The organism is Pseudarthrobacter sp. 05T312 (assembly GCF_056396685.1).
Genome location: NZ_JBFTLY010000004.1, coordinates 227,004 through 252,718, shown reverse-complemented (window position 1 = coordinate 252,718; position 25,715 = coordinate 227,004). Strand labels below are relative to the sequence as shown.

At 66.3% G+C, this 25,715-nt stretch carries 21 protein-coding genes and 2 tRNA genes; 16 read left to right on the top strand and 7 right to left on the bottom strand.

Annotation, left to right across the window (positions count from 1 at the left end; translation table 11 throughout):
* The first annotated feature begins 64 nt into the window (after positions 1-64).
* Entirely contained in the window at positions 65-1,060 is a 996-nt protein-coding gene (locus AC1DIP_RS08870; protein WP_477733517.1) for a Rossmann-fold NAD(P)-binding domain-containing protein, read from the top strand.
* On the opposite strand, the gene AC1DIP_RS08865 is transcribed toward AC1DIP_RS08870, so the two are convergent.
* On the bottom strand, positions 1,057-1,530 hold the full coding sequence (locus AC1DIP_RS08865; protein ID WP_476211454.1) for an OsmC family protein: 474 nt from the start codon (positions 1,528-1,530) through the stop codon (positions 1,057-1,059). The genes AC1DIP_RS08870 and AC1DIP_RS08865 overlap by 4 nt on opposite strands.
* Complete coding sequence (gene pepN, locus AC1DIP_RS08860; RefSeq protein WP_476211452.1) at positions 1,527-4,100, bottom strand: aminopeptidase N; 2,574 nt, start codon at positions 4,098-4,100, stop codon at positions 1,527-1,529. The genes AC1DIP_RS08865 and pepN overlap by 4 nt, the downstream gene beginning before the upstream one ends.
* A 162-nt stretch (positions 4,101-4,262) precedes the next feature.
* On the opposite strand from pepN, the gene AC1DIP_RS08855 reads away from it, so the two are divergent.
* The 3 genes from AC1DIP_RS08855 (at position 4,263) to AC1DIP_RS08845 (ending at position 6,816) form a co-directional block, all read left to right on the top strand.
* Positions 4,263-5,276 (top strand): hypothetical protein, encoded by a 1,014-nt coding sequence (locus AC1DIP_RS08855; RefSeq protein ID WP_476211450.1) that lies wholly within the window; start codon positions 4,263-4,265, stop codon positions 5,274-5,276.
* An 86-nt stretch (positions 5,277-5,362) separates the two neighbouring features.
* Positions 5,363-5,857: a ribose-5-phosphate isomerase gene (locus AC1DIP_RS08850; protein ID WP_476211449.1), complete on the top strand. Its 495-nt coding sequence runs from the start codon at positions 5,363-5,365 to the stop codon at positions 5,855-5,857.
* On the top strand, positions 5,857-6,816 hold the full coding sequence (locus tag AC1DIP_RS08845) for an Fpg/Nei family DNA glycosylase (RefSeq protein WP_477733516.1): 960 nt from the start codon (positions 5,857-5,859) through the stop codon (positions 6,814-6,816). The genes AC1DIP_RS08850 and AC1DIP_RS08845 overlap by 1 nt, the downstream gene beginning before the upstream one ends.
* Before the next feature lie 44 nt (positions 6,817-6,860).
* Here the strand turns inward: AC1DIP_RS08845 and AC1DIP_RS08840 are convergent.
* Positions 6,861-6,934: transfer RNA gene (locus AC1DIP_RS08840), tRNA-Gly, on the bottom strand.
* A gap of 131 nt (positions 6,935-7,065) precedes the next feature.
* Between AC1DIP_RS08840 and AC1DIP_RS08835 the strand changes: the two genes are divergently transcribed.
* The 6 genes from AC1DIP_RS08835 (at position 7,066) to AC1DIP_RS08810 (ending at position 12,250) form a co-directional block, all read left to right on the top strand.
* Positions 7,066-7,140: transfer RNA gene (locus AC1DIP_RS08835), tRNA-Pro, on the top strand.
* A 78-nt stretch (positions 7,141-7,218) separates the two neighbouring features.
* On the top strand, positions 7,219-8,610 hold the full coding sequence (gene tig / locus AC1DIP_RS08830; protein ID WP_476211446.1) for a trigger factor: 1,392 nt from the start codon (positions 7,219-7,221) through the stop codon (positions 8,608-8,610).
* Between the two features lie 233 nt (positions 8,611-8,843).
* Positions 8,844-9,467: an ATP-dependent Clp protease proteolytic subunit gene (locus AC1DIP_RS08825; protein WP_018761581.1), complete on the top strand. Its 624-nt coding sequence runs from the start codon at positions 8,844-8,846 to the stop codon at positions 9,465-9,467.
* A gap of 38 nt (positions 9,468-9,505) precedes the next feature.
* A complete protein-coding gene (locus AC1DIP_RS08820) occupies positions 9,506-10,165 on the top strand; it encodes an ATP-dependent Clp protease proteolytic subunit (RefSeq protein ID WP_307426312.1) in 660 nt (219 codons plus the stop codon).
* Between the two features lie 175 nt (positions 10,166-10,340).
* Positions 10,341-11,621, top strand: coding sequence for an ATP-dependent Clp protease ATP-binding subunit ClpX (gene clpX / locus AC1DIP_RS08815; protein ID WP_224026309.1), 1,281 nt, complete (start codon positions 10,341-10,343; stop codon positions 11,619-11,621).
* 14 nt (positions 11,622-11,635) lie between these two features.
* Positions 11,636-12,250, top strand: a complete 615-nt coding sequence (locus AC1DIP_RS08810; RefSeq protein WP_476211443.1) for a mycothiol-dependent nitroreductase Rv2466c family protein — start codon at positions 11,636-11,638, stop codon at positions 12,248-12,250.
* 345 nt (positions 12,251-12,595) lie between these two features.
* On the opposite strand, the gene valS is transcribed toward AC1DIP_RS08810, so the two are convergent.
* Positions 12,596-15,217, bottom strand: coding sequence for a valine--tRNA ligase (gene valS / locus AC1DIP_RS08805; protein ID WP_476211442.1), 2,622 nt, complete (start codon positions 15,215-15,217; stop codon positions 12,596-12,598).
* Between the two features lie 80 nt (positions 15,218-15,297).
* Between valS and AC1DIP_RS08800 the strand changes: the two genes are divergently transcribed.
* Together AC1DIP_RS08800 and AC1DIP_RS08795 are read left to right on the top strand one after the other, a co-directional pair.
* Positions 15,298-15,669, top strand: a complete 372-nt coding sequence (locus tag AC1DIP_RS08800) for a DUF488 family protein, N3 subclade (protein WP_476211440.1) — start codon at positions 15,298-15,300, stop codon at positions 15,667-15,669.
* 18 nt (positions 15,670-15,687) lie between these two features.
* Positions 15,688-16,446 (top strand): SDR family oxidoreductase, encoded by a 759-nt coding sequence (locus tag AC1DIP_RS08795; protein ID WP_477733515.1) that lies wholly within the window; start codon positions 15,688-15,690, stop codon positions 16,444-16,446.
* Here AC1DIP_RS08795 and AC1DIP_RS08790 read toward each other — a convergent pair.
* Together AC1DIP_RS08790 and AC1DIP_RS08785 are read right to left on the bottom strand one after the other, a co-directional pair.
* Positions 16,443-17,450 carry an endonuclease/exonuclease/phosphatase family protein gene (locus AC1DIP_RS08790; RefSeq protein ID WP_477733514.1) on the bottom strand — a complete coding sequence of 336 codons (1,008 nt, stop codon included), beginning with the start codon at positions 17,448-17,450 and terminating at the stop codon, positions 16,443-16,445. The genes AC1DIP_RS08795 and AC1DIP_RS08790 overlap by 4 nt on opposite strands.
* 67 nt (positions 17,451-17,517) lie before the next feature.
* Positions 17,518-18,597: an endonuclease/exonuclease/phosphatase family protein gene (locus tag AC1DIP_RS08785; protein ID WP_477733513.1), complete on the bottom strand. Its 1,080-nt coding sequence runs from the start codon at positions 18,595-18,597 to the stop codon at positions 17,518-17,520.
* Between the two features lie 467 nt (positions 18,598-19,064).
* Between AC1DIP_RS08785 and ileS the strand changes: the two genes are divergently transcribed.
* Genes ileS through ndk form a run of 4 tightly spaced genes read left to right on the top strand, consistent with a single transcriptional unit; the run spans position 19,065 to position 24,679 of the window.
* A complete protein-coding gene (gene ileS / locus AC1DIP_RS08780; RefSeq protein WP_477733512.1) occupies positions 19,065-22,382 on the top strand; it encodes an isoleucine--tRNA ligase in 3,318 nt (1,105 codons plus the stop codon).
* 3 nt (positions 22,383-22,385) lie between these two features.
* Positions 22,386-23,744: a bifunctional folylpolyglutamate synthase/dihydrofolate synthase gene (locus AC1DIP_RS08775; RefSeq protein WP_477733511.1), complete on the top strand. Its 1,359-nt coding sequence runs from the start codon at positions 22,386-22,388 to the stop codon at positions 23,742-23,744.
* A gap of 2 nt (positions 23,745-23,746) precedes the next feature.
* Positions 23,747-24,211, top strand: a complete 465-nt coding sequence (locus AC1DIP_RS08770) for a DUF4233 domain-containing protein (RefSeq protein ID WP_477733510.1) — start codon at positions 23,747-23,749, stop codon at positions 24,209-24,211.
* Between the two features lie 51 nt (positions 24,212-24,262).
* The gene (gene ndk, locus AC1DIP_RS08765; protein WP_387565024.1) at positions 24,263-24,679 is read left to right on the top strand and encodes a nucleoside-diphosphate kinase; all 417 of its coding nucleotides are present in this window, start codon (positions 24,263-24,265) and stop codon (positions 24,677-24,679) included.
* Between the two features lie 98 nt (positions 24,680-24,777).
* On the opposite strand, the gene AC1DIP_RS08760 is transcribed toward ndk, so the two are convergent.
* Positions 24,778-25,446 (bottom strand): vitamin K epoxide reductase family protein, encoded by a 669-nt coding sequence (locus tag AC1DIP_RS08760; protein WP_477733509.1) that lies wholly within the window; start codon positions 25,444-25,446, stop codon positions 24,778-24,780.
* Positions 25,447-25,715: the final 269 nt, after the last annotated feature.

Sequence of the window (25,715 nt, the reverse complement as noted above, 5' to 3'; positions counted from 1 at the left end):
GTGGAAATAGCTCCTTGGGATATTGCTCTGTTCTCTTTCAACCCTAGCGCCGTAGCGTGGACCAATGCGCATCCTCATCCTTGGCGGAACTGCCTTCCTCTCCAGGACAATCGCGGCCCAGGCAGTGGCCGCCGGCCACGCTGCCACCTGCCTGGCGCGGGGTACTGCGGCGGAGCCCCCTCGGGGCGCCGCCTGGGTCAAAGCCGACCGTTCAAGCGGTGCCGGTGCCTACGCCGGGCTGACGGGCGAATGGGACGCGGTGGTCGAGGTCGCGCGGGATCCCAAACCTGCGCGGGAGGCCCTCGCATCCCTGGCCGGCAGGGCCTGGCACTGGACCTTTGTTTCGAGCACCTCAGCCTACGCAGAGCACTCCACACCGGGCGCGGCGGAGGACGCACCGCTGCTGCCGCCCTTGCCCGCAGGGGCTCCCTTCAGTCCGGAAAACTACGGCGAGTCCAAGGCAGCCATCGAGGAGACCACCCTGGAGGCCACGAACGGCGCGGCCCACCTGTGCCGCGCCGGCCTGGTCAGCGGCCCCGGGGACCCCACCGACCGGTACGGCTACTGGCCGGGCCGTTTCGACCGGAACCCGGTACCGGTGCTGCTCCCGGACATCGGGCACCAGCCCACCCAGGTCATCGATGTCCGGGACCTGGCGGCCTGGATCCTGCGCGCAGCAGAACAGGGAACCACCGGCCCGCTGAACGCAGTGGGTGAGCCGGTGTCCTTTGCCGACCTCCTGGCTGCCTGCCGCGACGGGTCAGCGGCCAACGCCACCACCATCACTGCCAAGGAAGACTGGCTGGTGGAGCAGGGCGTCAACTATTGGTCCGGGCCTGATTCCCTTCCGCTCTGGCTGCCGCCCGGCCATGAGGGCTTCATGGCCCGCAGCAACCAGGCAGCCAAAGCGGCGGGGATGGTGCTGCGGCCCTGGCAGGAAACCCTGGCCGGCACCCTGGCCGATGAACGCGCCAGGGGACTGGACCGGCCCCGGCAAGCCGGCCTGCAACCCGGCACGGAGCAACGGCTCGTCAAGCTGCTCCAGGGCGGGAAAGGCTAGGCGGCCACCGTCACCGGCTGGTGCTCCACGGGGAAGTTCACGCTCCGGGCAATAAAGCAGACCTGGTTGGCCTCGTGGTGCAGCGAGGCCGCCAGATCCGCCTGCGCCGCGTCGGCCACTGTCACGTGCGGGTTCAGGACCACCCGCTCGAACTGTCCGCTGCCATCCCGGTTCAGCCGCATCAGCCCGGTGGCCTCGTCCCGGTAGTGAGTGACCACCACGCCGTGCTTCACCGCCACGTGCAGGTAGGACAGCATGTGGCACTGCGCCAGCGCAGCCAGGAGGAGTTGTTCGGGGTTGTAGCGTTCGCGGTCGCCGTGGAAGGTGGGGTCCGCCGAGCCCTTCAGGACCGGCAAGCCGGGGATGGCGACGTCGTGGTCGCGGGAGTAACCCCGGTAGGACGAGGTGCCCACCCCCAGGTTGCCGGTCCACTGGACCGTCAGCTCGTACCGGTGTTCGTGGACGTTCACTCCGGACCGCCAGCCGGCAGGACATCGGCGGCACGGGCGCGCAGGGCGCGGGCGACGCCGTCACGGTTTTCCAGCATCATCCGCCGCAGCGCCGCGCTTTCCGCCGGCAATGACGCCAGGAAACTGTCCGTCCGGTCAATGGTGGCCTGCGTGGTGAGCAGGGCCGGGTAGAGCCCGACGACGATTTGCTGGGCGAGTGCGTGGGTGCGGGTTGCCACGATGCCCGGCACGGCCGCGAAATACTTTTCGGAGTACGGCTCCAGGAGGGATCGGTCCAGCACCCGCATGAAACCGGCCACCGCGGAGCCCTGCAGCGCGTTGGACAGCTCTCCCTTGACCACAATGGCTTCCCAGGCCGCAGCCTTGGCTTCGGGGGTGGGGATGGCTGCCTTGGCCAGGGCGGCTGCGTTCTGGCCGCTGGAGGTGTTGTCCCGCTCCAGCTCGGTGTCGATGCCGTCCTGCCCCATCCGGCCACCGGCCACCAGCGAAGCCACCAGCTCCCAGCGGAGGTCCTGGTCCACGGCAAGGCCGTCGAGGACCACGGACCCGTCCAGCAGGCCGGACACCCTGTCCAGCTGGGACGCGCTGCGGGCCAGCAGCGCGAAGGACTTGATGAACTGCAACTGGCCGTCGGAGCCGCCGGGGACGGCCGAAGCCAAATCCCACAACCGGTCCACGGCCGCAATGGTGGTGGCTTCGCGGTGTTCCTCGGCCACATAGAAGTTAAGCGTGGTGGCCAGCTGCCGGAGCTGGACCAGGATCACCGAGGAATCAGTTTCCGCGGCCACGTTGGCCAGGATCAGCTCCACGTACTTCCGGGCAGGCGTCTCGCCGTCCCGGGCAGCATCCCACGCGGAGTTCCAGACAAGGGTCCGCGGCAGGCTTTCGGCGAAGTCCTTCAGGTGTGCCGTGGCGGTGGCCAGGGACGCCGGATCCAGGCGCACCTTGGCGTAGGCCAGGTCGTCGTCGTTTATGAGGATCAGGTCCGGCCGGGCCAGGCCGGCCAGCGCCGGGACCTCGGTACGTTCGCCGTCGACATCAAGCTCCTCGCGGTGCACCCGGGTGAGCTTGCCGGCGTCGTCCAGGTTGTAGAAGCCCACGGCGAGCCGGTGCGGGCGGATGGTGGGCCACTCCGGAACCGCGGACTGCAGGATGGCAAAAGACCGCAGCTTTCCGGCGGAGTCGACGTCCAGCTCGGGAGCCAGCGTGTTAACGCCGGCGGTCTCCAGCCACTGCCGGCCCCAGTGGTCCAGGTCGCGGCCGCTTGCCTTCTCCAGCTCAACCAGCAGGTCCTGCAGCTCGGTGTTGTGCCAGGAGTGCTTGGCGAAGTACTCCCGGACGCCGGCCATGAACTGTTCGGGTCCAACCCAGGCCACCAGCTGCCGCAGCACCGAGGCGCCCTTGGCGTAGGTGATGCCGTCGAAGTTGACCTCCACGTCCTGGAGGTCGTTGATCTCGGCAAAGATCGGGTGTGTGGTGGGCAGCTGGTCCTGGCGGTACGCCCAGGACTTTTCCACGGAGGCGAACGTGGTCCAGGCGCTGGTGAAGGACGTGGCCTCCACCGCTGCCAGGTGGGACATGTACTCGGCGAAGGACTCGTTGAGCCACAGGTCGTTCCACCAGCGCATGGTCACCAGGTCGCCGAACCACATGTGTGCCAGTTCGTGGAGGACGGTGATGGCGCGCCGCTCGATCTGCGCCCCGGTGACCTTGCTGCGGAAGACGTAGCCCTCCAGGATGGTCACCGCCCCGGCGTTCTCCATGGCGCCGGCGTTGAACTCCGGCACGAACAGCTGGTCGTACTTTTCGAACGGGTAGGGGCAGCCGAACTGTGCCTCGAAGAACCCGAAGCCCTGCCGCGTGAGCTCGAAGATGTTGTCCGCGTCCAGGTACTGCATCAGCGACTTCCGTGCGAAGACCCCGAGCGGGATCACGCGGCCGTCCGCGCTGGTGACCTCGCTGCGGACAGACTGGTACGGGCCGGCGATCAGGGCAGTGACGTAGGACGACAGCCGCGGCGTGGGGGCAAACGTCCAGACGGACCGGGCGGCACCGTCTTCGGCGGCCTGTGCCTGCGCCGGTTCCGGGGTGGGGGAGTTGGAAACAACATCCCAGTGGGACGGAGCCGTAACGGTGAAGGCGAACGTTGCCTTCAGGTCCGGCTGTTCGAAGACGGTGAACATCCTGCGGGAATCCGGAACCTCGAACTGGGTGTAGAGGTAGACCTCGTTGTCCACAGGGTCTACGAACCGGTGCAGACCTTCGCCGGTGTTCATGTAGGGCATGTCCGCCACGACGGTCAGCTCGTTGTGCTCCGCAAGGTCCGGCAGTTGGATCCGCACGCCGTCGGCCACGGTGTCCGGATCAAGGGTCCGGCCGTTGAGGGTCACGCTGTGTACCGTGCGGGTGACGGCGTCAATGAAACTGGACGTTCCGGGCACCGCCGTGAATTTGACGGTGGTGGTGCTGCCAAAGACTTCTCCGCCGCGGGTCAGGTCAAGGCTGACATCGTAGGACTGGACGGAAATCAGTTCGGCGCGCTCACGGGCTTCGGCGCGCGTCAGGTTCATGCCTGGCAAAGGAGGTCCTCCAAAGAATTTTCGGCTGCCGGCCGGTGGTTCCGGTGCCGGCACTGTGATGCATTCTTCCACCCCTGCCTCCTATGGCAAGTTGCGCAGCTCACAGCAGGGCCGGGCGGCGGGCCGTGGCTCCGCAGGGGTAGCGTTGGATGCATGGGAAAGCTGCTGGATTCGGTGGATGCCAGGGCCCTGCGTTTCGCCGTCGGGTTCCCTGTCGTCCTGGCTGCCGCCTTTGTCTACTGCGCGTTCCTGCTGCGTCCGGATCTGCCGGAGCCGCTTGCGGTCCAGTGGACGGACAGCGGCGGTGCGGCCTTCGCGCCCTTCGGCGCCTACGTTGGGGCCGGAGCCGCAGGAATCATCGTGTCCGGGTGGCTGGTCCTGCTCCAGGCCGCGCCGCTGAGCCGGCCCGTACTGATGCGCAGGATCATGATGGGTGCCGGGCTCTTCCTCAGCCTGTTCATCACCTCAGCGCTCGCTGCAGGGCTGATCGGCCAAACGGGGCTGGCTGACGCCCGGCAGTCGCACGTTGACATGACGGTTCTCGCCCTGGGAAGCGGTGCGGCGGTTTCCCTCGGCGTGACCATGGCCATGGTGTACAAGGCCGACCGGCAGTGGTCCCCGGGTGACGACCGCGCGCTCCAGGTCGCAATCGCCAGGGAGCTGGACCCGGACCTTGCCCGGGACAGCATCAGGCTCTGGGTGCATGCCCGCAGTTCGGTCTTCGTCATGATCGCCATCGCCTCCCTGTTCCCGGCGGCCCTCATCGCGGTCGTGGTGCCCTGGCTGGGGATCCTCCTGGTGATCCTGGCCCTCGTCGGTGCCGCGTTCCTTTTCGCCCGCGTCCGCGCGGACCGGCGTGGACTGAAGGTCCTGCTCGCCGGCGTGGTACCGGTGATGGATGTACCCGCCGGCGCCATCTCCGATGCCAGCGCGGCCGAAGTGAGGGCCGCAGATTACGGCGGGTGGGGCTACCGGCACCACCGCGGGACCGCGGCCATGCTCGTCGGCAGCGGGCCCGCCGTCGTCGTCAGCAAGACCGACGGCCAGCGCCTTGCCGTCAGCGGCGGCAGCCAGGCCTCAGCCGCGCGGCTTGCCGAAGTGCTCACCCGGGTGGCCGCCAGGGCACGCCGCGGCGGGGGTCCGCCGCCGGATGACCGGAACCCCTGACCCCACCGCCGCCCTAGTATCCTTATCGGTGTCGTTCCGGCCTCCACCGGCGGCCTGCCAGCCCCACCAACGAACGGACTTAGCACGTGACCACTACCCCTGCCTTCCCGCGGGTCCACATTGCCACCGACCACGCAGGCATGGAGCTCAGCGCCCACCTGGTGTCCCACCTGACCGGGAAGGGATACGAGGTGGTGGACCATGGGCCCAAGGCCTACGACGCCCAGGACGACTACCCCTCGTTCTGCATCAACGCCGCCCTCGCCGTGGTCGCAGACCAGCAGGCAGGCATACACGCACTGGGCATCGTGCTGGGCGGGTCCGGCAACGGCGAGCAGATAGCCGCAAACAAGGTCAAGGGCGTGCGTGCCGCACTGGCCTGGAACCTCTCCACCGCCACCCTGGCCCGCGAGCACAATGACGCGAACGTCGTGGCGGTCGGCGGACGCCAGCATTCGGTGGAAGAGGCCACCGAACTGATCGAGGCGTTCCTGGCCGAACCGTTCAGCAATGACGAACGGCACGTGCGCCGGATCGGCAAGATCGCGGCCTACGAAGCGACCGGCGAGGTCATCGAGTAGTGCCCGAGGGCCATTCCGTCCGCAGGCTCGCCCACCAGTTCGGGGACGTCTTCACCGGCGAGGCGCTCGCTGTCTCCAGTCCCCAGGGCAGGTTCAGCGGGGGAGCGGCGCTGCTGGACGGCCACACGATGGTCGCCGCCGAGGCGCATGGCAAGCACCTGTTCCTGCACTTCGACAACACGCTGGTCCTGCATGTCCACCTCGGCCTCTACGGGGCGTGGAGCTTCGGCGGTGACAGCACCTTCGCCGGCGCGTCAAGCATCGGTGCGCCACGGCGGGTAGGAGAGCGGGAGGCCTTCGCCGACGGGGACGACGACGGCGGCGCGCCCTACGCGGGTCCGCCGGCGCCCGTCGGGGCCGTCCGGGTCCGGCTCGCCGGAAGGCATGGCTGGGCGGACCTTCGCGGTGCCACCACCTGCGAAGCCATCACCGCAGCGGAGGCCGACGCGGTCCTGGAGCGGCTTGGGCCCGATCCGTTGCGGAACCTCCGCGGCGACGCCGGACGTTTCGCCGCGAATGTGCTGGCCCGGAAGACCCCGCTGGCGGCCCTGCTCATGGACCAGAAGGTGATTGCCGGCGTCGGGAACGTCTACCGCGCCGAAGTCCTGTTCCGCCGCCGCCTCGATCCGTTGCTGCCCGGAACCGCCTTGGCTGAGGCCGACGCCCGCATGCTGTGGCGCGACGTCGTTGCCGTCATGAATGACGGTGTGGCGGACGGGCGGATCATCACCACCCCGCCGAAATACTGGACGCTCAACGGCACCACGGCAGCCAAGGTTGCCGCGGCAGGGGAACCGGTGCCGGCCAGGAGCGCCCACTTCCCGCACCGCGACGACGTCCATTTCGTCTACAAGCGGCACGGGCTGCCCTGCCGGGTATGCCGCACCATCGTGCTCATGGCCGACCTCGCCGGGCGGAACCTCTACTGGTGCCCCTACTGCCAGCAGCCGCAGGGCTAGGGGCAAACGCAAAAGGACCCCTCAACTGAGGGGTCCTTTTGTCATGGAGGGGACGACGGGAATCGAACCCGCGTAATCAGTTTGGAAGACTGAGGCTTTACCATTAAGCTACGTCCCCGGAGGAAGATCCGTTTTTCGCGGAAACTCCGGGCTGGCTGTCCAAGCCGGATACAACTAAACCTAATCCATGGCCTACGTGTCAAATGTGCATTCGCGACGCGTATCACCGTAGACTTGCCTGTGCACTTACGGGGTGTAGCTCAGCTTGGCTAGAGCGCCTGCTTTGGGAGCAGGAAGTCGCAGGTTCAAATCCTGTCACCCCGACTCTGCGGCCAGGACCAGCCGGCCTGGACACACATTGCGTTGCAGAAACCCATCCCACAACCCAGGAGTACTTAGACCGTGAAGAGCGCTGTCGAGAACCTCACCCCCACGCGGGTCAAGCTCAATGTTGAGGTCCCCTTTGAGGAACTGAAGCCCAGCATCGACTCGGCCTACAAGACCGTCGCGTCGCAGATCCAGGTTCCCGGGTTCCGCAAGGGCAAGGTTCCCGCCAAGCTCATCGACCAGCGCGTCGGCCGTGGCTACGTCCTGGAGACCGCCATCAATGACGGCCTCAACGGCTGGTACCAGGCTGCCGTGCAGGAATCCGGCATCCGCCCGCTGAGCCGTCCCGAGGTGGAAATCACTGAGGTTCCGGACCCCTCCGCCACCGACGGCGGCCTAAAGTTCGCCGCCGAGGTCGACGTCCGCCCCGAAATCGAACTCCCGGACTACGCAGGCCTCGAGGTCCAGGTCGCCGCTGCGGAATCCTCCGACGCCGACGTGGACAAGGCCCTGGACGAACTGCGTGGCCGCTTCGGCACCCTGAAGTCCGTTGACCGCCCCGCTGCCGACGGCGACTTCCTCACCATCGACATCACCGCCACGATCGACGGCGAAGAGGTCGACTCCGCTGCCGGCCTGTCCTACCAGGTAGGCGCCGGCACCATGCTTGAGGGCATGGACGAAGCCGTGACCGGCCTCAGCGCCGACGAAGACGCCATCTTCGACACCACCCTGGTGGGCGGCGACCACGCCGGCGAAGCCGCCCAGGTCAAGGTAGTGGTCAAGGCCGTCAAGGAACGCGAACTGCCCGAGGCGAACGACGACTTCGCACAGCTGGCCTCCGAGTTCGACACCCTCGCCGAACTGCGCGAAGACCTGGCCAAGCAGGCCGCCGAGTCCAAGATCGTCGAGCAGGGTGTTGAAGCCCGCGACAAGGTCCTGGACAAGCTGGTGGAACTCGTGGAGGTTCCGGTTCCGGACTCCGTCGTCGAAGAGCAGCTCGAAGCCCACTTCCAGGAGGGCAACGGCCACGGTGACGGCGAGCACGACACCGAAGAGCACCGCGAAGAGGTCCGCGCCAACACGGCCCGCGCCTTCCAGAACGAAATCATCCTCGACGCCATCGCGGAGAAGGAAGAAGTCAACGTCAGCCAGAGCGAGCTGATCGACTACATCGTCACCACCGCCAGCCAGTACGGCATGGACCCCAACCAGTTCGCCCAGATCATCGATCAGAGCGGCCAGGTCCCCATGATGGTTTCCGAGGTGCGCCGCCGCAAGGCACTGGCCGTCGTCCTGGGCCAGGCCACGGTGACCGACACGGAGGGCAAGGCTGTTGACCTGAGCGACTTCGTGCGCCCCGCCGGCGAAGAGGCTCCCGCGGCCGACGCCGAGGTTGCTGAGACCGAAGCCGCCGAGGCAGAGGTTGTCGAAGCCGAGGACACCACGGCTGACGCCAAGGCATAGTCCTTCCTGAACCGCAGCAACGGCCCCCGGATCCCTTCGATCCGGGGGCCGTTCGCGTTCTGCGGGAAGCAGCCCGCTGCCGGTTCGGTGATCGTGCGCCGTCAGCGAACAGCCGTCGGTGCGCGAACAAAACACCCGTGAAACCGGTTAGTGTCCAAGTAGTGATTTTCAGTGATGTCACCGTCACCAGTGAGAGGTAAGTAAACATGTCACAGCACTCAGAGGCCCCCCGGATGGCGACCGTCGATCCTGCAGCCCAGGACAACTACATTTACAACCGCCTCCTCAAGGAGCGGATCATCTGGCTGGGCTCGGAGGTGCGTGATGACAACGCCAACGCGATCTGCTCGCAGCTGCTCCTGCTCTCGGCCGAAAACCCGGAGAAGGACATCTACCTTTACATCAACTCTCCCGGCGGCTCCGTCACGGCAGGCATGGCCATCTACGACACCATGCAGTTCATTCCGAACGACGTTGTGACCGTCGCCACCGGCCTGGCCGCATCCATGGGACAGTTCCTGCTCTCCTCCGGCACCAAGGGCAAGCGCTACGCCACCCCCAACGCCCGCGTGCTGATGCACCAGCCGTCCGGCGGCATCGGCGGCACCGCTTCCGATATCAAGATCCAGGCCGAGCTCATACTGCACATGAAGAAGGTCATGGCGGAACTCACCGCCGAGCAGACCGGCCAGACCGTTGAAACCATCCTCAAGGACAACGACCGCGACAAGTGGTTCACAGCCACCGAAGCACTCGAATACGGTTTCTTCGACAAGATCGCCGCGCACGCCGGCTCCGTCTCAGGCGGCGGCGGAACGTCCAACGGTTCCTCCGGCGAATCAGCCTCCCAGAACTAACCGGCATCCAGAACCCCTTTCGATCAGGAGCAAACACAATGAACTACAACTTCGGGTGGTCAGCCGGGAATCTTCCGTCCAGCCGCTACGTCCTGCCGCAGTTCGAGGAACGCACCCCCTACGGCTTCAAGCGCCAGGACCCCTACACCAAGCTCTTCGAGGACCGCATCATCTTCCTCGGCGTGCAGGTGGATGACGCTTCCGCCGATGACATCATGGCCCAGCTGCTGGTCCTGGAGTCCACGGACCCGGACCGCGACATCACGCTGTACATCAACTCGCCCGGCGGCTCCTTCACGGCCATGACGGCGATCTACGACACCATGCAGTACATCCGCCCCGAGATCCAGACGGTCTGCCTGGGCCAGGCCGCCAGCGCGGCCGCGGTCCTGCTGGCTGCGGGCACGCCCGGCAAGCGCCTGGCGCTGCCCAACGCCCGCGTCCTCATCCACCAGCCGGCTTTGTCCGGCGGCCAGGGCGGTCAGGCCTCGGACCTGGAGATCCAGGCCGCAGAGGTCATGCGCATGCGCTCCTGGCTGGAGGACACCCTGGCCCAGCACTCCGGACGCACGTCGGAGCAGGTCAACAACGACATCGAGCGCGACAAGATCCTCACCGCCGAAGAAGCCCAGGCATACGGCCTCATCGACCAGGTTCTTGACTCCCGCAAGATCAAGCCCCAGGCAATCACGAGGTAGCAGTACCGAAAGCCGGTGCGGTCCAGTTCATTTGGCCGCACCGGCCTTTTCATTCCACCCTTGGGACCGAATGTGACCTAGAGTGGATGTTGTCACAAACCGGGCCGTGCCGGCCGGTAAAGATTTCAGCAATGGTGCAGGGCTGCCAGGCAGCAGGATACTAAGGGGTTCATATATGGCTCGGATTGGCGAGAGCACGGATCTGCTGAAGTGCTCTTTCTGCGGAAAGAGCCAGAAGCAGGTGCGCAAGCTGATTGCCGGCCCCGGTGTCTACATCTGCGATGAATGCATCGAGTTGTGCAACGAAATCATTGAGGAAGAGCTCGCGGAAGTCGCCGACCTCGGCAGCTTCGAGTTGCCCAAGCCGCGCGAAATCTTCGACTTCCTGCAGGAATACGTCATCGGACAGGAGCCCGCCAAGCGCTCCCTCGCCGTCGCGGTCTACAACCACTACAAGCGCATCCAGGCAGGCCACGCGCCCAAGTCCGGAAACCTCGGGGACGGCGGGCACCACGACGACGTCGAGATCGCCAAGTCGAACATCCTCCTCATTGGCCCCACCGGCTGCGGCAAGACCTACCTGGCGCAGACCCTCGCCCGCCGCCTGAACGTGCCGTTCGCCGTGGCCGACGCCACCGCCCTCACCGAGGCGGGGTATGTGGGCGAAGACGTGGAGAACATCCTCCTCAAGCTCATCCAGGCCGCTGACTACGACGTCAAGAAGGCCGAACAGGGCATCATCTACATCGACGAGATCGACAAGATCTCCCGAAAGAGCGAAAACCCGTCCATCACCCGCGACGTGTCCGGCGAGGGCGTGCAGCAGGCCCTCCTGAAGATCCTCGAAGGGACCGTAGCCTCGGTACCGCCGCAGGGCGGACGGAAGCACCCGCACCAGGAATTCATCCAGATCGACACCACCAACGTCCTGTTCATCGTGGCCGGCGCGTTTGCCGGCCTGGAAGAGATCATCGGTTCCCGCTCCGGACGGAAGGGCATCGGTTTCGGTGCTCCACTGAACGAGGCCAGCAAGAAGGTTGACTCCTATGGTGAGGTCATGCCGGAGGACCTGCTCAAGTTCGGCCTGATCCCCGAGTTCATCGGCAGGCTCCCGGTCATCACCACCGTGTCCAACCTGGACCGCGATGCCCTGATCCAAATCCTTTCCACTCCCAAGAACGCGCTGGTGAAGCAGTACCAGAAGATGTTCCAGATCGACGGCGTGGAGCTCGTGTTTGACGACACCGCCCTGGAAGCCATTGCCGACCAGGCCCTGGAACGGGGTACCGGCGCCCGCGGCCTGCGCGCGATCCTGGAGGAAGTCCTGCTCCCCGTGATGTTCGATCTTCCCAGCCGCGAGGACGTGGCCAGCGTAGTGATCACCGAAGACGTGGTCCTGCGGGGCGCCGAACCCACCATGATTCCGCACGTGGCCAAGCGCCGTAAGTCTGCCTGACCGAGAGGACCTCCGTGACTGCACCCGCAAAGAACAAAGCCGACTTCTGGTTCGACCCCCTCTGCCCCTTCGCCTGGGTCACTTCCCGCTGGATCGGGGAAGTGGAAGCCGTGCGGGACATCGAGACCGAATGGCACGTCATGAGCCTGGCAGTCCTGAACGAGGGACGGGACCTGGACCCCGGCTACCGTGAATCCATGGACAACGCATGGGGCATGGTCCGTGTGATCATCGCCGCCCGGGAAGAGCATGGGCCGCAGGTCATCAAGCCGCTCTACGATGCCATGGGCACGCTGATCCACAACCAGGGCGAAAAAGACCGTACCGAGGTCATCACCAAGGCCCTCGCTGATTGCGGGCTCCCCGCCTCCCTGGCCGATGCGGCCACCTCCGATGCGTACGACCAGAAGCTGCGGGCCAGCCATGAGGAAGGAATCTCGCTGGTGGGCCAGGACGTCGGCACCCCTGTGGTGGCCTTCAACGGCACCGCGTTCTTCGGCCCGGTGCTGACCCGCATCCCCCGCGGTGAGGAAGCCGGCAGGATCTGGGACGCCACCACGGCCATCGCTGCCTATCCGCACTTCTTCGAGTTGAAGCGCAGCCGCACCGAGAGCCCGGAATTCGACTGAACGCCGGACACTGAAGCGCTGCAAGGGCCCCGGGATAACTACCTGAATGTAGTTATCCCGGGGCCCTTGCACGTGGTGCGGCGCAGGAGAACAATAGTTCCTACCACTTCGAAAGAAGGGGACGCAGGAACCAAAGATTCAGTGATTTGTCAGTTGACGCAGCCATCGGCAAAGTTGAATGCAAGCTACCAGTGACGGGGTAGTAAGACCTGAAGATCAGAGGATCCTGCCAGACCATCAGAGCACGTCACCGGATGGCCGAAAAGTCGAAGCCCCACCAACGGCAAAACGCTGATGGGGCTTCCCCTTTGCCTGTAAACAGGCCGACGTGGCTATGGTCCGGCGTCAGGCCTTGGCGGGCTCGTCGCTCGGTGCCAGGGCAACATCTGAGACCGTGAGGTCGCCCTCACCCACCACCAGTGTGATCTCCCGGGCGTTGGACGCAGCCTTCAAATCGGCCAGCCCGGCCTGCAGCTGGGCTGTCAGCGCTTCAGGCGCCGTGATGGTGGCGGACAACACCTCGGTGCGCTGCTTGACCTTGGCCTCGGACTTGGCCTTGCGGACACCGCTGAGTGCCACGCCCACCGTTGCCAGCATGGTGGTGTCGCCGTCCGGGATCTCCAGCGCGGCCGGCCATTCGGCCCGGTGCACGGACCCGTTGCGCCACCAGCTCCATACTTCCTCCGTGGCGAACGGCAGGAACGGGGCGAACAGCCGCAGGAGGGTGTCCAGGGTGGTGGCCAGCGCGGCCAGCACGGAAGCCTGCTCCGCTTCGCCTGCGGCCCCGTAGGCCCGGTCCTTGATCAGTTCCACATAGTCATCGGTGAACTGCCAGAAGAACGACTCCGTGAGCTGCAGGGCCCGGGCGTAGTCGTAATTGTCGAATGCCTTGGTGGACTGCGCCACGACGTCGGCCAGCTGGGCAAGGAGTGCACGGTCCAGGGGATTCGTCAGCACGGCAAGATCGCCCGAGAGCACGGAGTTCTCGGTGGCGCCCAGGTTCAGGACGAACTTGGAGGCGTTCAGGAGCTTGATGGCCAGGCGGCGGCCGATCTTCATCTGCGCGATCTCGTAGGCGGTGTCGGCGCCCAGCCGTGCAGAGGCGGCCCAATAACGGACGGCGTCTGAACCGTACTCGTTCAGCACGTCCGTGGGCACCACCACGTTGCCCTTGGACTTGGACATCTTCTTGCGGTCCGGGTCCAGGATCCAGCCGGAGATGGCCGCGTGCTTCCATGGTGCGCAATCCTGCAGTGCGTCGGCGCGGACCACCGAGGAGAACAGCCAGGTGCGGATGATGTCGTGGCCCTGGGGGCGCAGGTCGAACGGGTAGACCTTGGCGAACAGGTCCTCGTCCCGGCTCCAGCCGCCCACGATCTGCGGGGTCAGGGAGGACGTGGCCCAGGTGTCCAGGACGTCGGCGTCGCCGGTGAAGCCGTTGGGCTGGTCGCGCTGTGCCTCCTCGAAGCCCGGGGCGGCATCCGCCGCAGGATCCACCGGGAGCATGCCGTCGGACGGCAGGACGGGGTTGTCGTAGTCCGGGTTTCCCTGCGCGTCGAGCGGGTACCAGACGGGAATGGGCACGCCGAAGAACCGCTGGCGGGAGACCAGCCAGTCACCGTTCAGGCCGGCAATCCAGTTCTCGTAACGGGAACGCATGAAGGACGGGTGGAAGTCGATGTCCTTGCCCCGGCCAATGAGGCGTTCACGGCGGTCCTCGTCGCGGCCGCCGTTGCGGATGTACCACTGGCGGGACGTGACCACTTCGAGGGGCTTGTCGCCCTTTTCGAAGAAGTTCACCGGGTGCGTGATCTTCTTGGGTTCACCGTCGAGCAGGCCGGCTTCCTTGAGGAGTTCCACCACGGCTTCCTTGGCGGAAAAAGCAGTCTTCCCGGCGATGGCGGCGTACGCCTCCTTGCCCGCCTCAGTGGTGATCCACTCGGGGGTTTCGGCGATGATGCGGCCGTCGCGGCCCATGATGGCGCGGGTGGGCAGCTGCAGTTCGCGCCACCAGGTGACGTCGGTCAGGTCACCGAAGGTGCAGACCATGGCGATGCCGGAGCCCTTGTCCGCCTTGGCCAGCGGGTGGGCCTTGACCTCGAGTTCAACATCGAACAGCGGGGACTTCACGGTCTTGCCGAACAGCGGCTGGTACCGCTCGTCGTCGGGGTTCGCCACCAGTGCGGCACACGCGGCCAGCAGCTCCGGACGGGTGGTCTCGATGAATACCTTGTCCCCGTCTTCGGTGAAGAAGGGGTAGCGGTAGTAGGCCCCGGCAACTTCGCGGTCCTCAAGCTCGGCCTGTGCCACGGCCGTGCGGAAGGTGACGTCCCACAGCGTGGGAGCCTCGGCCATGTAGGCGTCCCCGGCGGCCAGGTTGGCCAGGAAGGCGCGCTGGGACACCGCGCGGGAAGTGTCATCGATGGTGCGGTAGGTCAGGTCCCAGTCAACGGACAGGCCCAGGGTCTGGAACAGGTTTTCGAAGACCTTCTCGTCCTCAACGGCCAGTTCCTCACACAGTTCGATGAAGTTCTGCCGGGACACAACGTCAAAATCACGCTGGTTCTTGGCCGGCTGCGCGGGCGGCCGGTAGTCGGCGTTGTACGGGATGGCCGGATCGCAGCGGACGCCGTAGTAGTTCTGGACCCTGCGTTCGGTGGGCAGGCCGTTGTCGTCCCAGCCCATGGGGTAGAAGACGTTCCTGCCGGTCATGCGCATGTAGCGTGCCTGGACGTCCGTCTGGGTGAAGGAGAACATGTGCCCCACATGAAGGGATCCCGACGCTGTGGGCGGGGGAGTGTCGATCGAGTAGACCTGCTCCCGGGTGGTGTCGGGGTTGAACTTGTAGGTTCCTTCGGACAGCCAGCGCCGAGTGAGCGCGGCTTCGAGGCCTTCGAGGGCCGGTTTGTCCGGAACGTTAATGGGGGCGGTGGTGGGCGTGTCTGTACCCTGCGTGTCTTCAGCCATTGGGCAATTCTTTCATGCTGGCTCCATCCCACCCAACCCGTCTTGCCCGGGCGGACGCGGACAGGGGTTGCATGCGGGCCATGGGAGAGTTCCGGGCAACCTTCGGCGTGAAGCGCATCTACGAGCCGCCGGCGGACGACGACGGCTTCCGGGTGCTGGTGGACAGGCTTTGGCCGCGGGGGATGGCCAAGGAAAACGCCGCCGTCGACCTTTGGCTCAAGGACGTGGCACCCTCCACGGAGCTGCGCAAGGAGTTCAACCACCGCCCCGAACAGTTCGCTGGTTTCAGCGAACGCTACCGGTCCGAACTGGACGCCAATCCGGCCGTTGGGGACCTGCTGGAACTGGCGGGGGAACATCCCAGGGTCACCCTGCTCTACGCCGCCCGCAATACGGACGCCAACCACGCGCGGGTCCTGCTTGATTACCTCCAGGGACGGCCCGGCGGCTGATCCCGCTAGGGTGGTGCCATGACTGAGGACTTGCAGAAAAAGGCAGCATTGGTGACCGGCGCGAGCAGTGGAATCGGAGAGGCAACGGTGCGTGCCCTGCGCGCCGACGGGTGGACGGTCTTCGCCGTGGCACGCCGGGCCGACAGGCTGGCGGCGCTGGAAGGGGAGACAGGCGCCGTCGCGATTCCCGCAGACATCGCAGAGGACGACGACGTGTCCCGGCTGCTCGCCCAGGTCACCGAAGCAGGCGGCATTGACACGCTGGTCAACATCGCCGGCGGCGCCCGCGGTGCTGACAAGGTGGGTGATGCCAACACCGCCGACTGGGAATGGATGTACCGCGTCAACGTCCTGGGAACCCTCAAGCTCACCCGCGCGTTCCTTCCGATGCTGCGGGCCACCGGCGCGGGCACCGTCCTGAACCTCACCTCCACCGCGGGGCTGGACGCCTACGAAGGCGGGGGCGGCTACAACGCTGCCAAGTTCGGGCAGCACGCCATGACCAACGCCCTCCGGCTCGAAGAGGCTGAGCACAACGTTCGGGTCATCGAGGTGGCGCCGGGGCTGGTGCAGACCGAGGAGTTCGCCCTCAACCGGCTCGGGGATGTGCAGTCCGCAGAAAAGGTCTACCAGGGCGTGGAGAAGCCGCTGACCGCAGAGGATGTGGCCGACGTCGTCCGCTACGCCGTCAGCGCCCCACACCACGTGAACCTTGACCAGATCGTCGTCCGGCCGGTGGCGCAGGCAGCCACGCACAAGCTGATCCGGAAGGGCTAGGGGACCTCGATGTGCAGGGTGGCCACCACAGCGGCATGGTCCGTCCCGGCCAGAGGGTGGACTGAGTAGCCGGAGCCGGTGATGTCGCGGGTGGTCACCAGGTGGTCCAGGGCAATTCCCGGCAGGCGGTAGCTGCGCATGGGCCAGGTGGGCACCAGCCTGCTGCCCGCTGAAGCCGCCACGTCCACCAGGGTCCGGCCGCCCCCAGCCCCGGCCAGCAGCGAACGGAATTCCCGGTGGTCGTAGGTTGCGTTGAAGTCGCCGGCCAGCAGCAGGGGGCCGGAACCGGCGCCGGCCCCGGCCACCGTGGCCAGTTCCTTGCGCCACTGGTTCACGGCGCTGCCCGCCGGCGCCACGGTGTGCACGGCCACGACCCGAAGGGTGGATCCACTGCCATCGGCCAGGTCGAGCCGCACAACCGGCATGCTGAACCCGGTGTGCGGAAGCGTCCCGGAGTCCTCGAGCACGAACGACGAGTAGACCGCAGTTCCCCCGGCGCCATCCCTGGTGTGGGTAATCCGGTGCGGAAGCAGTCCGTCCAGTCCCGCCGCCGTCAGTTTCAGTGCTAGCTGCGGCGTGTACTCCTGCACTGCCAGCAGGCCAACATGACGTTCACGGACCAGGTCCACGATCCCCGCTGCGTCCGCGCCGCCCAGTTCCGCGTTGATGCTCATGGCCACCAGGGTGACCTCATGTCCGGCCGCCTCGGCGGCAGGCCCGCGGACATCCAGCGGAAACAGCCAGAACGCCTGGCACCCCACCAGCGATGCAGCCAGGACCTGCTGCCACCGGCTCCGCCCCAGGAATGCGAGGAGCAAGGCTGCCGCGGCAGGCACGGCAGCCCACGGCATGAACGCCACCAGCTGCACCCCCAGGACGGGCCACTCCACCGGTACGGCGCGTACGGCCGACACGGCTGCCACCGGCAACGCGACCGGTACGAACAGCCACCTGCCGACGGTGGCCGCCCTCGTCCGCCCGGGAGAGGGAACGGAAGCTGTCATGAGCCGAGTCTAGGGAATGCGCCGTGGCGGTGGCAGCCCTCGCTCCGGCAACGGACAGGGACGCGGTTCAGCGCCAGGCGTCCAGTGTGCCGACAACGGCGGCGTGGTCCGTCCCGGGGAATTCAACCGTGCTGAACCCCACCACCCTGATGCCATGGCTCACAAGGATGTGGTCGATGGCTGTAAAGGCGGGGACCGGCGCATTGATGGGCCAGGTGGGGACAAGGCCCATCCCCGCGGTCCCTGCGGCATCTGTAAGGCCGGCGGCGAGCAGGTTCCGGAATGCGGCGTGGTCGTGGCCGGCATTGAAGTCGCCCAGCAGGACGGAGCCCCTGTCCGCCGGGAGTCCCCGCTGCAGGCCTGCCAGCTGGTCGAGTTCCGCCCGCCAGGATGGCGTATGTCCAGGGCGGGGGGAATCAATGTGCACCGAGGTCAGCTGGATGCCACCACCGGTGCCCGGGACGTCGGCGACGGCCCGGGTCTGGTAGAAGGACGTACCGGGCACGCGTGGCATCGGCACGAGTGGATAGCGGGAGAAGATGGCGTTGCCGGTGCCGGCTCCGTCAACATCGATGACCCGGTAAGGAAAGTCCACGCCAATTCCTGCCGCTTCAAGGTTTGCCAGGCCTTCAAGGGCGAGTTCGGGAAGGGCGAGAATGTCGACGTCCCGTGCTTGGGCCTGCCCCAGCAGTGCGGCAGGATCCACGCCCGTGGAGCCTACGTTCAGTGCCATCACGGTCAGCGGGTGCACGCCTGCGTGGTTTGCGGCCGCAACGGCGTGGGCTGGCCGCCCAAAGAGTGTCCCCCCGGCCGTGTACACGGGGACGATACGCGGCGCCACTATCAACATCTGGCCTATCAGGAGACCGGTGGCCAGCACGGCCAGCACAATTCGCGCCCCCCGGAGGTCCAGGGCCGCGGCGGCCAGCGCGACTGCCGCCGCGGCAACGGACGCGAACAAACTGGCGGGGAACAGGGACAGCAACTGGACCCACGGAGTACCGGACCCCCCGCCGGCGAGGCGCACGAGGGTCAGCCCTGCTGCGGGCAGCCACAAGGCGGCCGCGATTGACCAGCAGGCCCAGGAAGCCGCCCGGCGCAAAAGGCTGGGCCGCAGGCCCGGCACGGATGGCTGCACCGCTCGCATCTGTCCATTATTGGCGGCCCGGTCCTGGCCGGACAGCGGTCACTGCCCTCAACTGCCTCCCTAATTCCGCGCCCCGTCACCGCCAGTTCCCCGGGAGGCGCCGGGGCAGGGAGTCCCGGGACCGGAACGGGGTGCGGCGCGATGCTGCCGGAATGGCACAGGACGCCACGGCGATAGTAGACTCGGGGTTGGCGATGACCCGGCAATCACCGGCGAGCTTCCGGAAGAACACGCGGCCCAGGCAAAGAGTGGCCGCGCCAGTAGAACCGGACGGGTAAGCCCGTCACAGCAGTAATGAGAGGCCGGAGCAGCGCGTGTTCCTTGCGGAAGACACGCGGCGCCGGTAAGTGAGGTGGTACCGCGGTGGGCGTGAAGTCTTTCAAAGACGGCACGGAAGCCGTCCTCGCATCCTGAACGGAACATCCGGCCCTGCCGGGGTTCACCACGCTCAACCCAGGATGTCGAACATGACGTTTTACCCCAAGGCCTCGGCCTCCAGCACCGCTTCCAAGGGCAGCGCCGGCGTTTCCGCCTCCGTGAAGTTCCCGGAGATCGAAGAACGCATCCTGAAGTACTGGGACCAGGACGGCACCTTCCAGGCCAGCATCGACCAGCGCAGTGCCGACGCCCCCGGCGGCGAGCCCGGCAGCAACGAATTCGTGTTCTACGACGGCCCGCCCTTCGCCAACGGCCTGCCGCACTACGGACACCTCCTCACCGGCTACGCCAAAGACCTCGTGGGCCGCTACCAGACCCAGCGCGGCAAACGCGTGGAGCGCCGCTTCGGCTGGGACACCCACGGCCTGCCCGCCGAGCTCGAGGCCATGAAGCAACTGGGCATGACGGACAAGACCCAGATCGAAGCCATGGGCATCGACAAGTTCAACGACGCCTGCCGCGCCTCGGTGATGAAGTACGCCGACGAATGGCGCAGCTACGTCACCCGCCAGGCCCGCTGGGTGGACTTCGACAACGACTACAAGACCCTCAACGTCGAGTACATGGAATCGGTCCTGTGGGCGTTCAAGCAGCTGCACGACAAGGGCCTGACCTACAACGGCTACCGCGTCCTCCCGTATTGCTGGAAAGACGAAACGCCGCTGTCCAACCATGAGCTGCGCATGGACGACGACGTCTACAAGAACCGCCAGGACCAGACCGTCACCGTCACGTTCCCCATCCTCGCGGGGGAGTCGGAGGTTTCCAAGGAGCTTGCTGGCGTGCAGGCCCTCGCCTGGACCACCACCCCCTGGACGCTGCCCACCAACGCCGCGCTCGCCGTCGGGCCTTCCATCACCTACGCCGTGCTGCCCGCCGGCCCCAACGGAATCAAGGCGGCCTCCGCCGACGCCCCCGTCACCGGGAGCTTCCTGCTCGCAGCGGACCTGCTGGGCAGCTACGCCAAGGACCTGGGCTACGACAGCTTCGAGGAAGCGGAAGCCGCCGTCGTCTCCACCCACACCGGCGCCGAGCTGGAAGGGCTGGAATACCTGCGGCTGTGGGACGACTTCGCCGACAACGAGAAGTACGGTATGGAGAACGCCTGGCGCTTCGTGGTGGCCGACTACGTCACCACCACGGACGGCACCGGCGTCGTCCACCAGGCGCCCGCCTATGGTGAGGACGACCAGAAGGTCTGCGAGGAGGCAGGCATCCCCGTGGTGCTCTCCGTGGACGAGGGAGCAAAGTTCCTGCCCCTGTTCAAGCACGGCGACCTCCACGACATCGTGGGACTGCAGGTCTTCGAAGCCAACAAGCCCATCACCCAGGTGCTCCGCGCCCAGGGCCGCCTGGTCCGCCAGGCCAGCTACGAGCACAGCTACCCGCACTGCTGGCGCTGCCGCAACCCGTTGATCTACCGCGCGGTGTCCTCCTGGTACGTGGAGGTCACCAAGTTCAAGGACCGCATGTCCGAACTGAACCAGGAGATCAACTGGATCCCCGGCAACGTCAAGGACGGCCAGTTCGGAAAGTGGCTCGCCAACGCCCGCGACTGGTCCATCAGCCGCAACCGCTACTGGGGCAGCCCCATCCCGGTGTGGCAGTCCACGGACCCCGAATACCCCCGCACGGACGTTTACGGCTCTTTGGCGGAAATCGAAGCCGACTTCGGCCGGTTGCCGCTGAACAAGGACGGACAAGTGGACCTGCACCGCCCGTTCATCGACGAGCTCACCAGGCCCAACCCGGACGACCCCCGCACGCCCGAAGAAGGCCAGTCCGTCATGCGCCGCGTGGAGGACGTCCTGGACGTCTGGTTCGACTCCGGCTCCATGCCGTATGGCCAGGTGCATTACCCGTTCGAGAACGAGGCCTGGTTCAACACCCACAACCCGGCTGACTTCATCGTCGAATACATCGGGCAGACCCGCGGCTGGTTCTACATGCTGCACATCCTGTCCACGGCGCTGTTCGACCGGCCGGCGTTCCGCAACGTCATCAGCCACGGCATCGTCCTGGGTTCCGACGGCCAGAAAATGTCCAAGAGCCTGCGCAACTACCCGGACGTGTCCGAGGTCCTGGACCGCGACGGCTCCGACGCCATGCGCTGGTTCCTCATGTCCAGCCCCATCCTGCGCGGCGGCAACCTGATCGTCACCGAGCAGGGCATCCGCGACGGCGTCCGCCAAGTCATCCTGCCGCTGTGGAACGTGTACAGCTTCTTCACCCTGTACACCAACGCTGCTGCCGCAGGACAGGGCTACGATGCGAAGCTGCGCTACGACGGGTATGCGGACACCCTGGACCAGTACCTGCTGGCCAACACCGGCGACCTGGTGCGGAACATGACTGTGCAGCTGGACACCTATGACATCTCCGGCGCCTGCGACTCGCTGCGCAGCTACCTGGACATGCTCACCAACTGGTACGTCCGCCGCAGCCGGCAGCGTTTTTTCGACGAGGACCAGGACGCCTTCGACGCCCTGTTCACAGCGCTGGAGACCGTCACCCGTGCTGCTGCGTCGCTGCTGCCCCTGGTCTCTGAGGAGATCTGGCGCGGCCTGACCGGCGGCCGCTCCGTGCACCTGGCTGACTGGCCGGAGGCTGACCTCTTCCCGGCCAACCCGGCCCTGGTGGAGGCAATGGACCGGGTCCAGCAGATCTGCTCCACCGGGTCCTCGCTCCGCAAGGGAGCCAACCTGCGCGTCCGCCTTCCCCTCCAGGAACTCACCGTCGTGGCACCCGGGGCGGATGCGCTGGAAGGCTTCGCCGCCGTCGTCGCCGATGAGCTCAACCTCCGCTCCGTCCGCCTGCTCGACGCAGCCACCGCTTCCCCTGAGGAATTCGGCATCCAGCAGAAGCTGGTGGTGAATGCCCGTGCCGCCGGCCCGCGCCTGGGCAAGAACGTCCAGGTGGCCATCAAGGGTTCCAAGTCCGGCGACTGGTCCGTGGACGACGCCGGTGTGGTCACCGCGGGTGGGCTGCAACTGGAGCCCCAGGAGTACACGCTGGAGACGGTGGTGGCAGAGTCCGAGGGCGGTTCTGCCGCTGTTGCCGTGCTGCCCGGCGGCGGCTTCGTGGTCCTGAACACCGAGGTCACCCCTGAACTGGAGGCCGAGGGCCTGGCACGCGACATGGTCCGCGCCATCCAGCAGGCCCGCAAGGACGCCGGACTCAACGTCAGCGACCGGATCCGGACCACCGTCACGGCGCAGCAGAACGTGGTGGATGCCCTGCTGGCCAATGCTGAACTGGTCAAGGGCGAAACCTTGACGGTGGAGCTGGCCGCCGGGCCGGGCGACGTGTCCGAACCCGCCGTCGCCGTCGAAAAAGTGGAGGCCTAAGACATGACCGACGAATTCTCCGTGGAAAGCGTCTACGCCGAACTCCTGGGACGGGCGCCGGAAAACAAGATGGAGCCCCGCCTTGCGCCGCTGTTCCGCGCCATGGACGTGCTCGGCGAGCCCAACAAGGCGTACCCGATCATCCATGTCACCGGAACCAACGGCAAGACCTCCACGTCGCGGATGATCGAATCCGTGCTCCGCGCCCATGGCCTGAGCACGGGACGCTACACCAGCCCGCACCTGTCCAAGGTCACCGAACGGATCAGCATCGACGGACACCCCGTGTCCGATGAGACGTTCGTCAGGATCTGGGACGAAATCCGGCCCTACCTGCAGATCGTGGACGCCGAGCTGGAAGCCGAAGGGCAGCCCCGGCTGACCTACTTCGAGTGCCTCACCATCCTGGGCTTCGCCATCTTCGCCGACCAGCCCGTCAACGTGGCCATCATCGAAGTGGGCCTTGGCGGCATCACCGACGCCACCAACGTGGGCGACGGCCAGGTATCGGTGGTGACGCCGATTTCGCTGGACCATACGGACCTGCTGGGCGACACCACCGAGGACATCGCCTACGAAAAGGCCGGCATCATCAAGCCCGGCGGCTACCTCATCAGCGCAGCGCAACCCCTTGACGCGGCCCAGGTGCTGCTGGAAAAGGCCAAGGAAGTGGGCGTGCCCTTCCGCTTCGAGGGCGTTGAGTTCGGCGTCGAGTCACGGACCGTGGCCGTGGGCGGGCAGATGGTCACCGTCCAGGGGATCGCCGGCCGCTACCCGGACCTGCTGGTACCGCTGCACGGCGCCCACCAGGCGCAGAACGCCGCCGTGGCCGTGGCAGCCCTGGAAGCATTTTTCGGCGGCGAAAAGGAACTCGACTTCGAGGTCCTGCAGGAAGGCTTCGCCGCAGTGACGTCACCCGGGCGCCTCGAAGTGGCGCGGACCGCGCCCACCATCATCGTGGATGCTGCCCACAACCCCGACGGCATCAAGGCCTCGGCTGCCGCCCTGCACGAAGCATTCACCTTCACCCGGCTGGTTCCAGTGGTCGGGGTGCTCAAGGAGAAGGACGCCGAAGAAATCCTCCGCCAGCTCAAGGAATCCCTGGGGGACGTGGCCGTGGAGTACTGCTTCACCCAGTCCAACTCACCGCGCGCCGTACCGGCAGCGGAACTGGCAGAGCTTGCCATCGACCTCGGCTTCGGCGAGGACAACGTCCACATCGCCGAGAAACTGGATGACGCCCTGGAATGGGCCGTGGAGCGGGCTGAAGCCAATGATGACCTCTCCGGGGCCGTCCTGGTCACCGGATCGATCACCCTGGTGGCCGAGGCCCGGATCCTGCTCGGAAAAACGGAGGCATGACCATGGCCAGACTGACAAAAGCCCAGCGCGAGTGGCGGCCCGGCATGCCCAAGAAGCGGCGTTCCACCAAGGTCATGTTCGCCTCAACCGTGCTGCTGCTCGAGGCGTTTGTCATGTTCTTCGCCACCCTGGTGGTGTTCGGCCTGCGCCGCGGGGAGTTCCCGCCCGCCCTGATCCTCGGCGTCGGCATCGGCCTCAGCGTGGTCATGATCTTCGCCTGCGCAGTCCTCAACAAGCCCTGGGGCATCGGCCTGGGGTGGATCCTGCAGCTTGTCCTGATCCTCACCGGCATTTTCGAGCCGGCCATGTTCCTGGTGGGCGCCCTCTTTGCGCTGGCCTGGTGGTACGGAATCCGGACCGGCATCCGGCTGGACCGGGAAGCCGCCCAGCGCGCCCGCGAACAGGCCGAATGGGAAGCCACCCACCCGGACCAGGCCGCGGGTCCCGGCCAACCGCAGACCCCGTAAGCCTGTCCCCGTAGACTTGACCCGAAACCCCACCAACGCATTGGAGCAGTTGTGACCACTGAGCGCACCCTCGTCCTGATCAAGCCCGACGGCGTCGCCCGTAACCTGACCGGGGCCATCCTGGCCCGTATCGAAGCCAAGGGCTACAGCCTTGCCGAGCTGAAGAAGGTTGACGCCACCCGTGAGCTCCTCGAGCAGCACTACGAGGAGCACGTGGGCAAGCCGTTCTACGAGCCCCTGGTGGAATTCATGCTCAGCGGCCCCGTAGTGGCGGCTATTTTCGAAGGCCACCGCGTCATCGAAGGTTTCCGCTCCCTGGCGGGCACCACGGACCCCACCACGGCGGCTCCCGGCACCATCCGCGGCGACTTCGGCCGGGACTGGGGCCTGAAGGTGCAGCAGAACCTGGTGCACGGCTCCGACTCGACTGAGTCGGCGGACCGGGAGATCAAGATCTGGTTCCAGTAAGCCAGGTGAAATGACAGCTAAGGCCAATGTTCTTTTGAACATTGGCCTTAGCTGTCAGGTGGAGCAGGTGACGGCGGGGTTGCCGGGGGAGCAGCCTGCTAGAACCCGGAGGTCCCTGCGAACACCTGGATGAACGCGAAGAAGATGGTGGCGATGACGGCCACGTACAGCAGCGCCGTGATGATCCAGCCGGAATCGCCCAGGACGCGGGCCGCACCCGCCGGCATGGGGAGGACGCCGGCCGTGATGTTCCGGATGGTGGTCCACACGAAGAGCGGGATCATGGCAGCCCAGACGATCATGCAGAACGGGCACAGGATGTGGATGGAGTACAGGGCCTGGGACCACAGCCATACGACGAACGCGAAGCCGAGCGTGACTCCGGCCTGCAGCCCGAGCCAGTACCAGCGGGCAAAGGCCGCACCCGACAGCAGGGCCATGCCCACCGTGATGGTAATGGCGAAGGCCACGATTCCGATGAACATGTTGGGGAAGCCGAACAGGGAACTCTGCCAGGTCTGCATGACCTGGCCGCAGGAGATCCAGGGATTCACATCGCACACAGTGGTGTGGTTGGGGTCCTTGAGTACTTCGAGTTTTTCCAGGACCAGGGTTCCGGAGGCAAACCAGCCGACGATGCCGGTGATGACCAGCAGCCAGCCGAAGGGCCGGTTCCGGGCCATCCGCGGAAGGCTTCCGGCGGCGCTGGTTTGCGGCTCGGCGGCCCGTTCCTGCTCGTGGGCGCTGACGGGGGAGATGCTGGGCATGGGTGTTGCGTCCTTTTCGTCCGGTGCTCCTGTGCCTGATTGTAACGCCGGCGGCTGGAGCCACCACACAGGCAAAGGAACAGCAACGCCCGCTTCCGCGGCGATCCGGCGCGGGTGTGAGAGAATGGACGTGGCTGGAAGCCGATCCACATTCGGACTCCGGTCCGGTGGTTTGTTCCCAAGACCGCCAATGATGAGCAGGGCAGGCTTCGGATTCTTCCGGCAAACCCGCGACTCCATTGGGCGGCACCTGGTTGTAGCACGCAGAA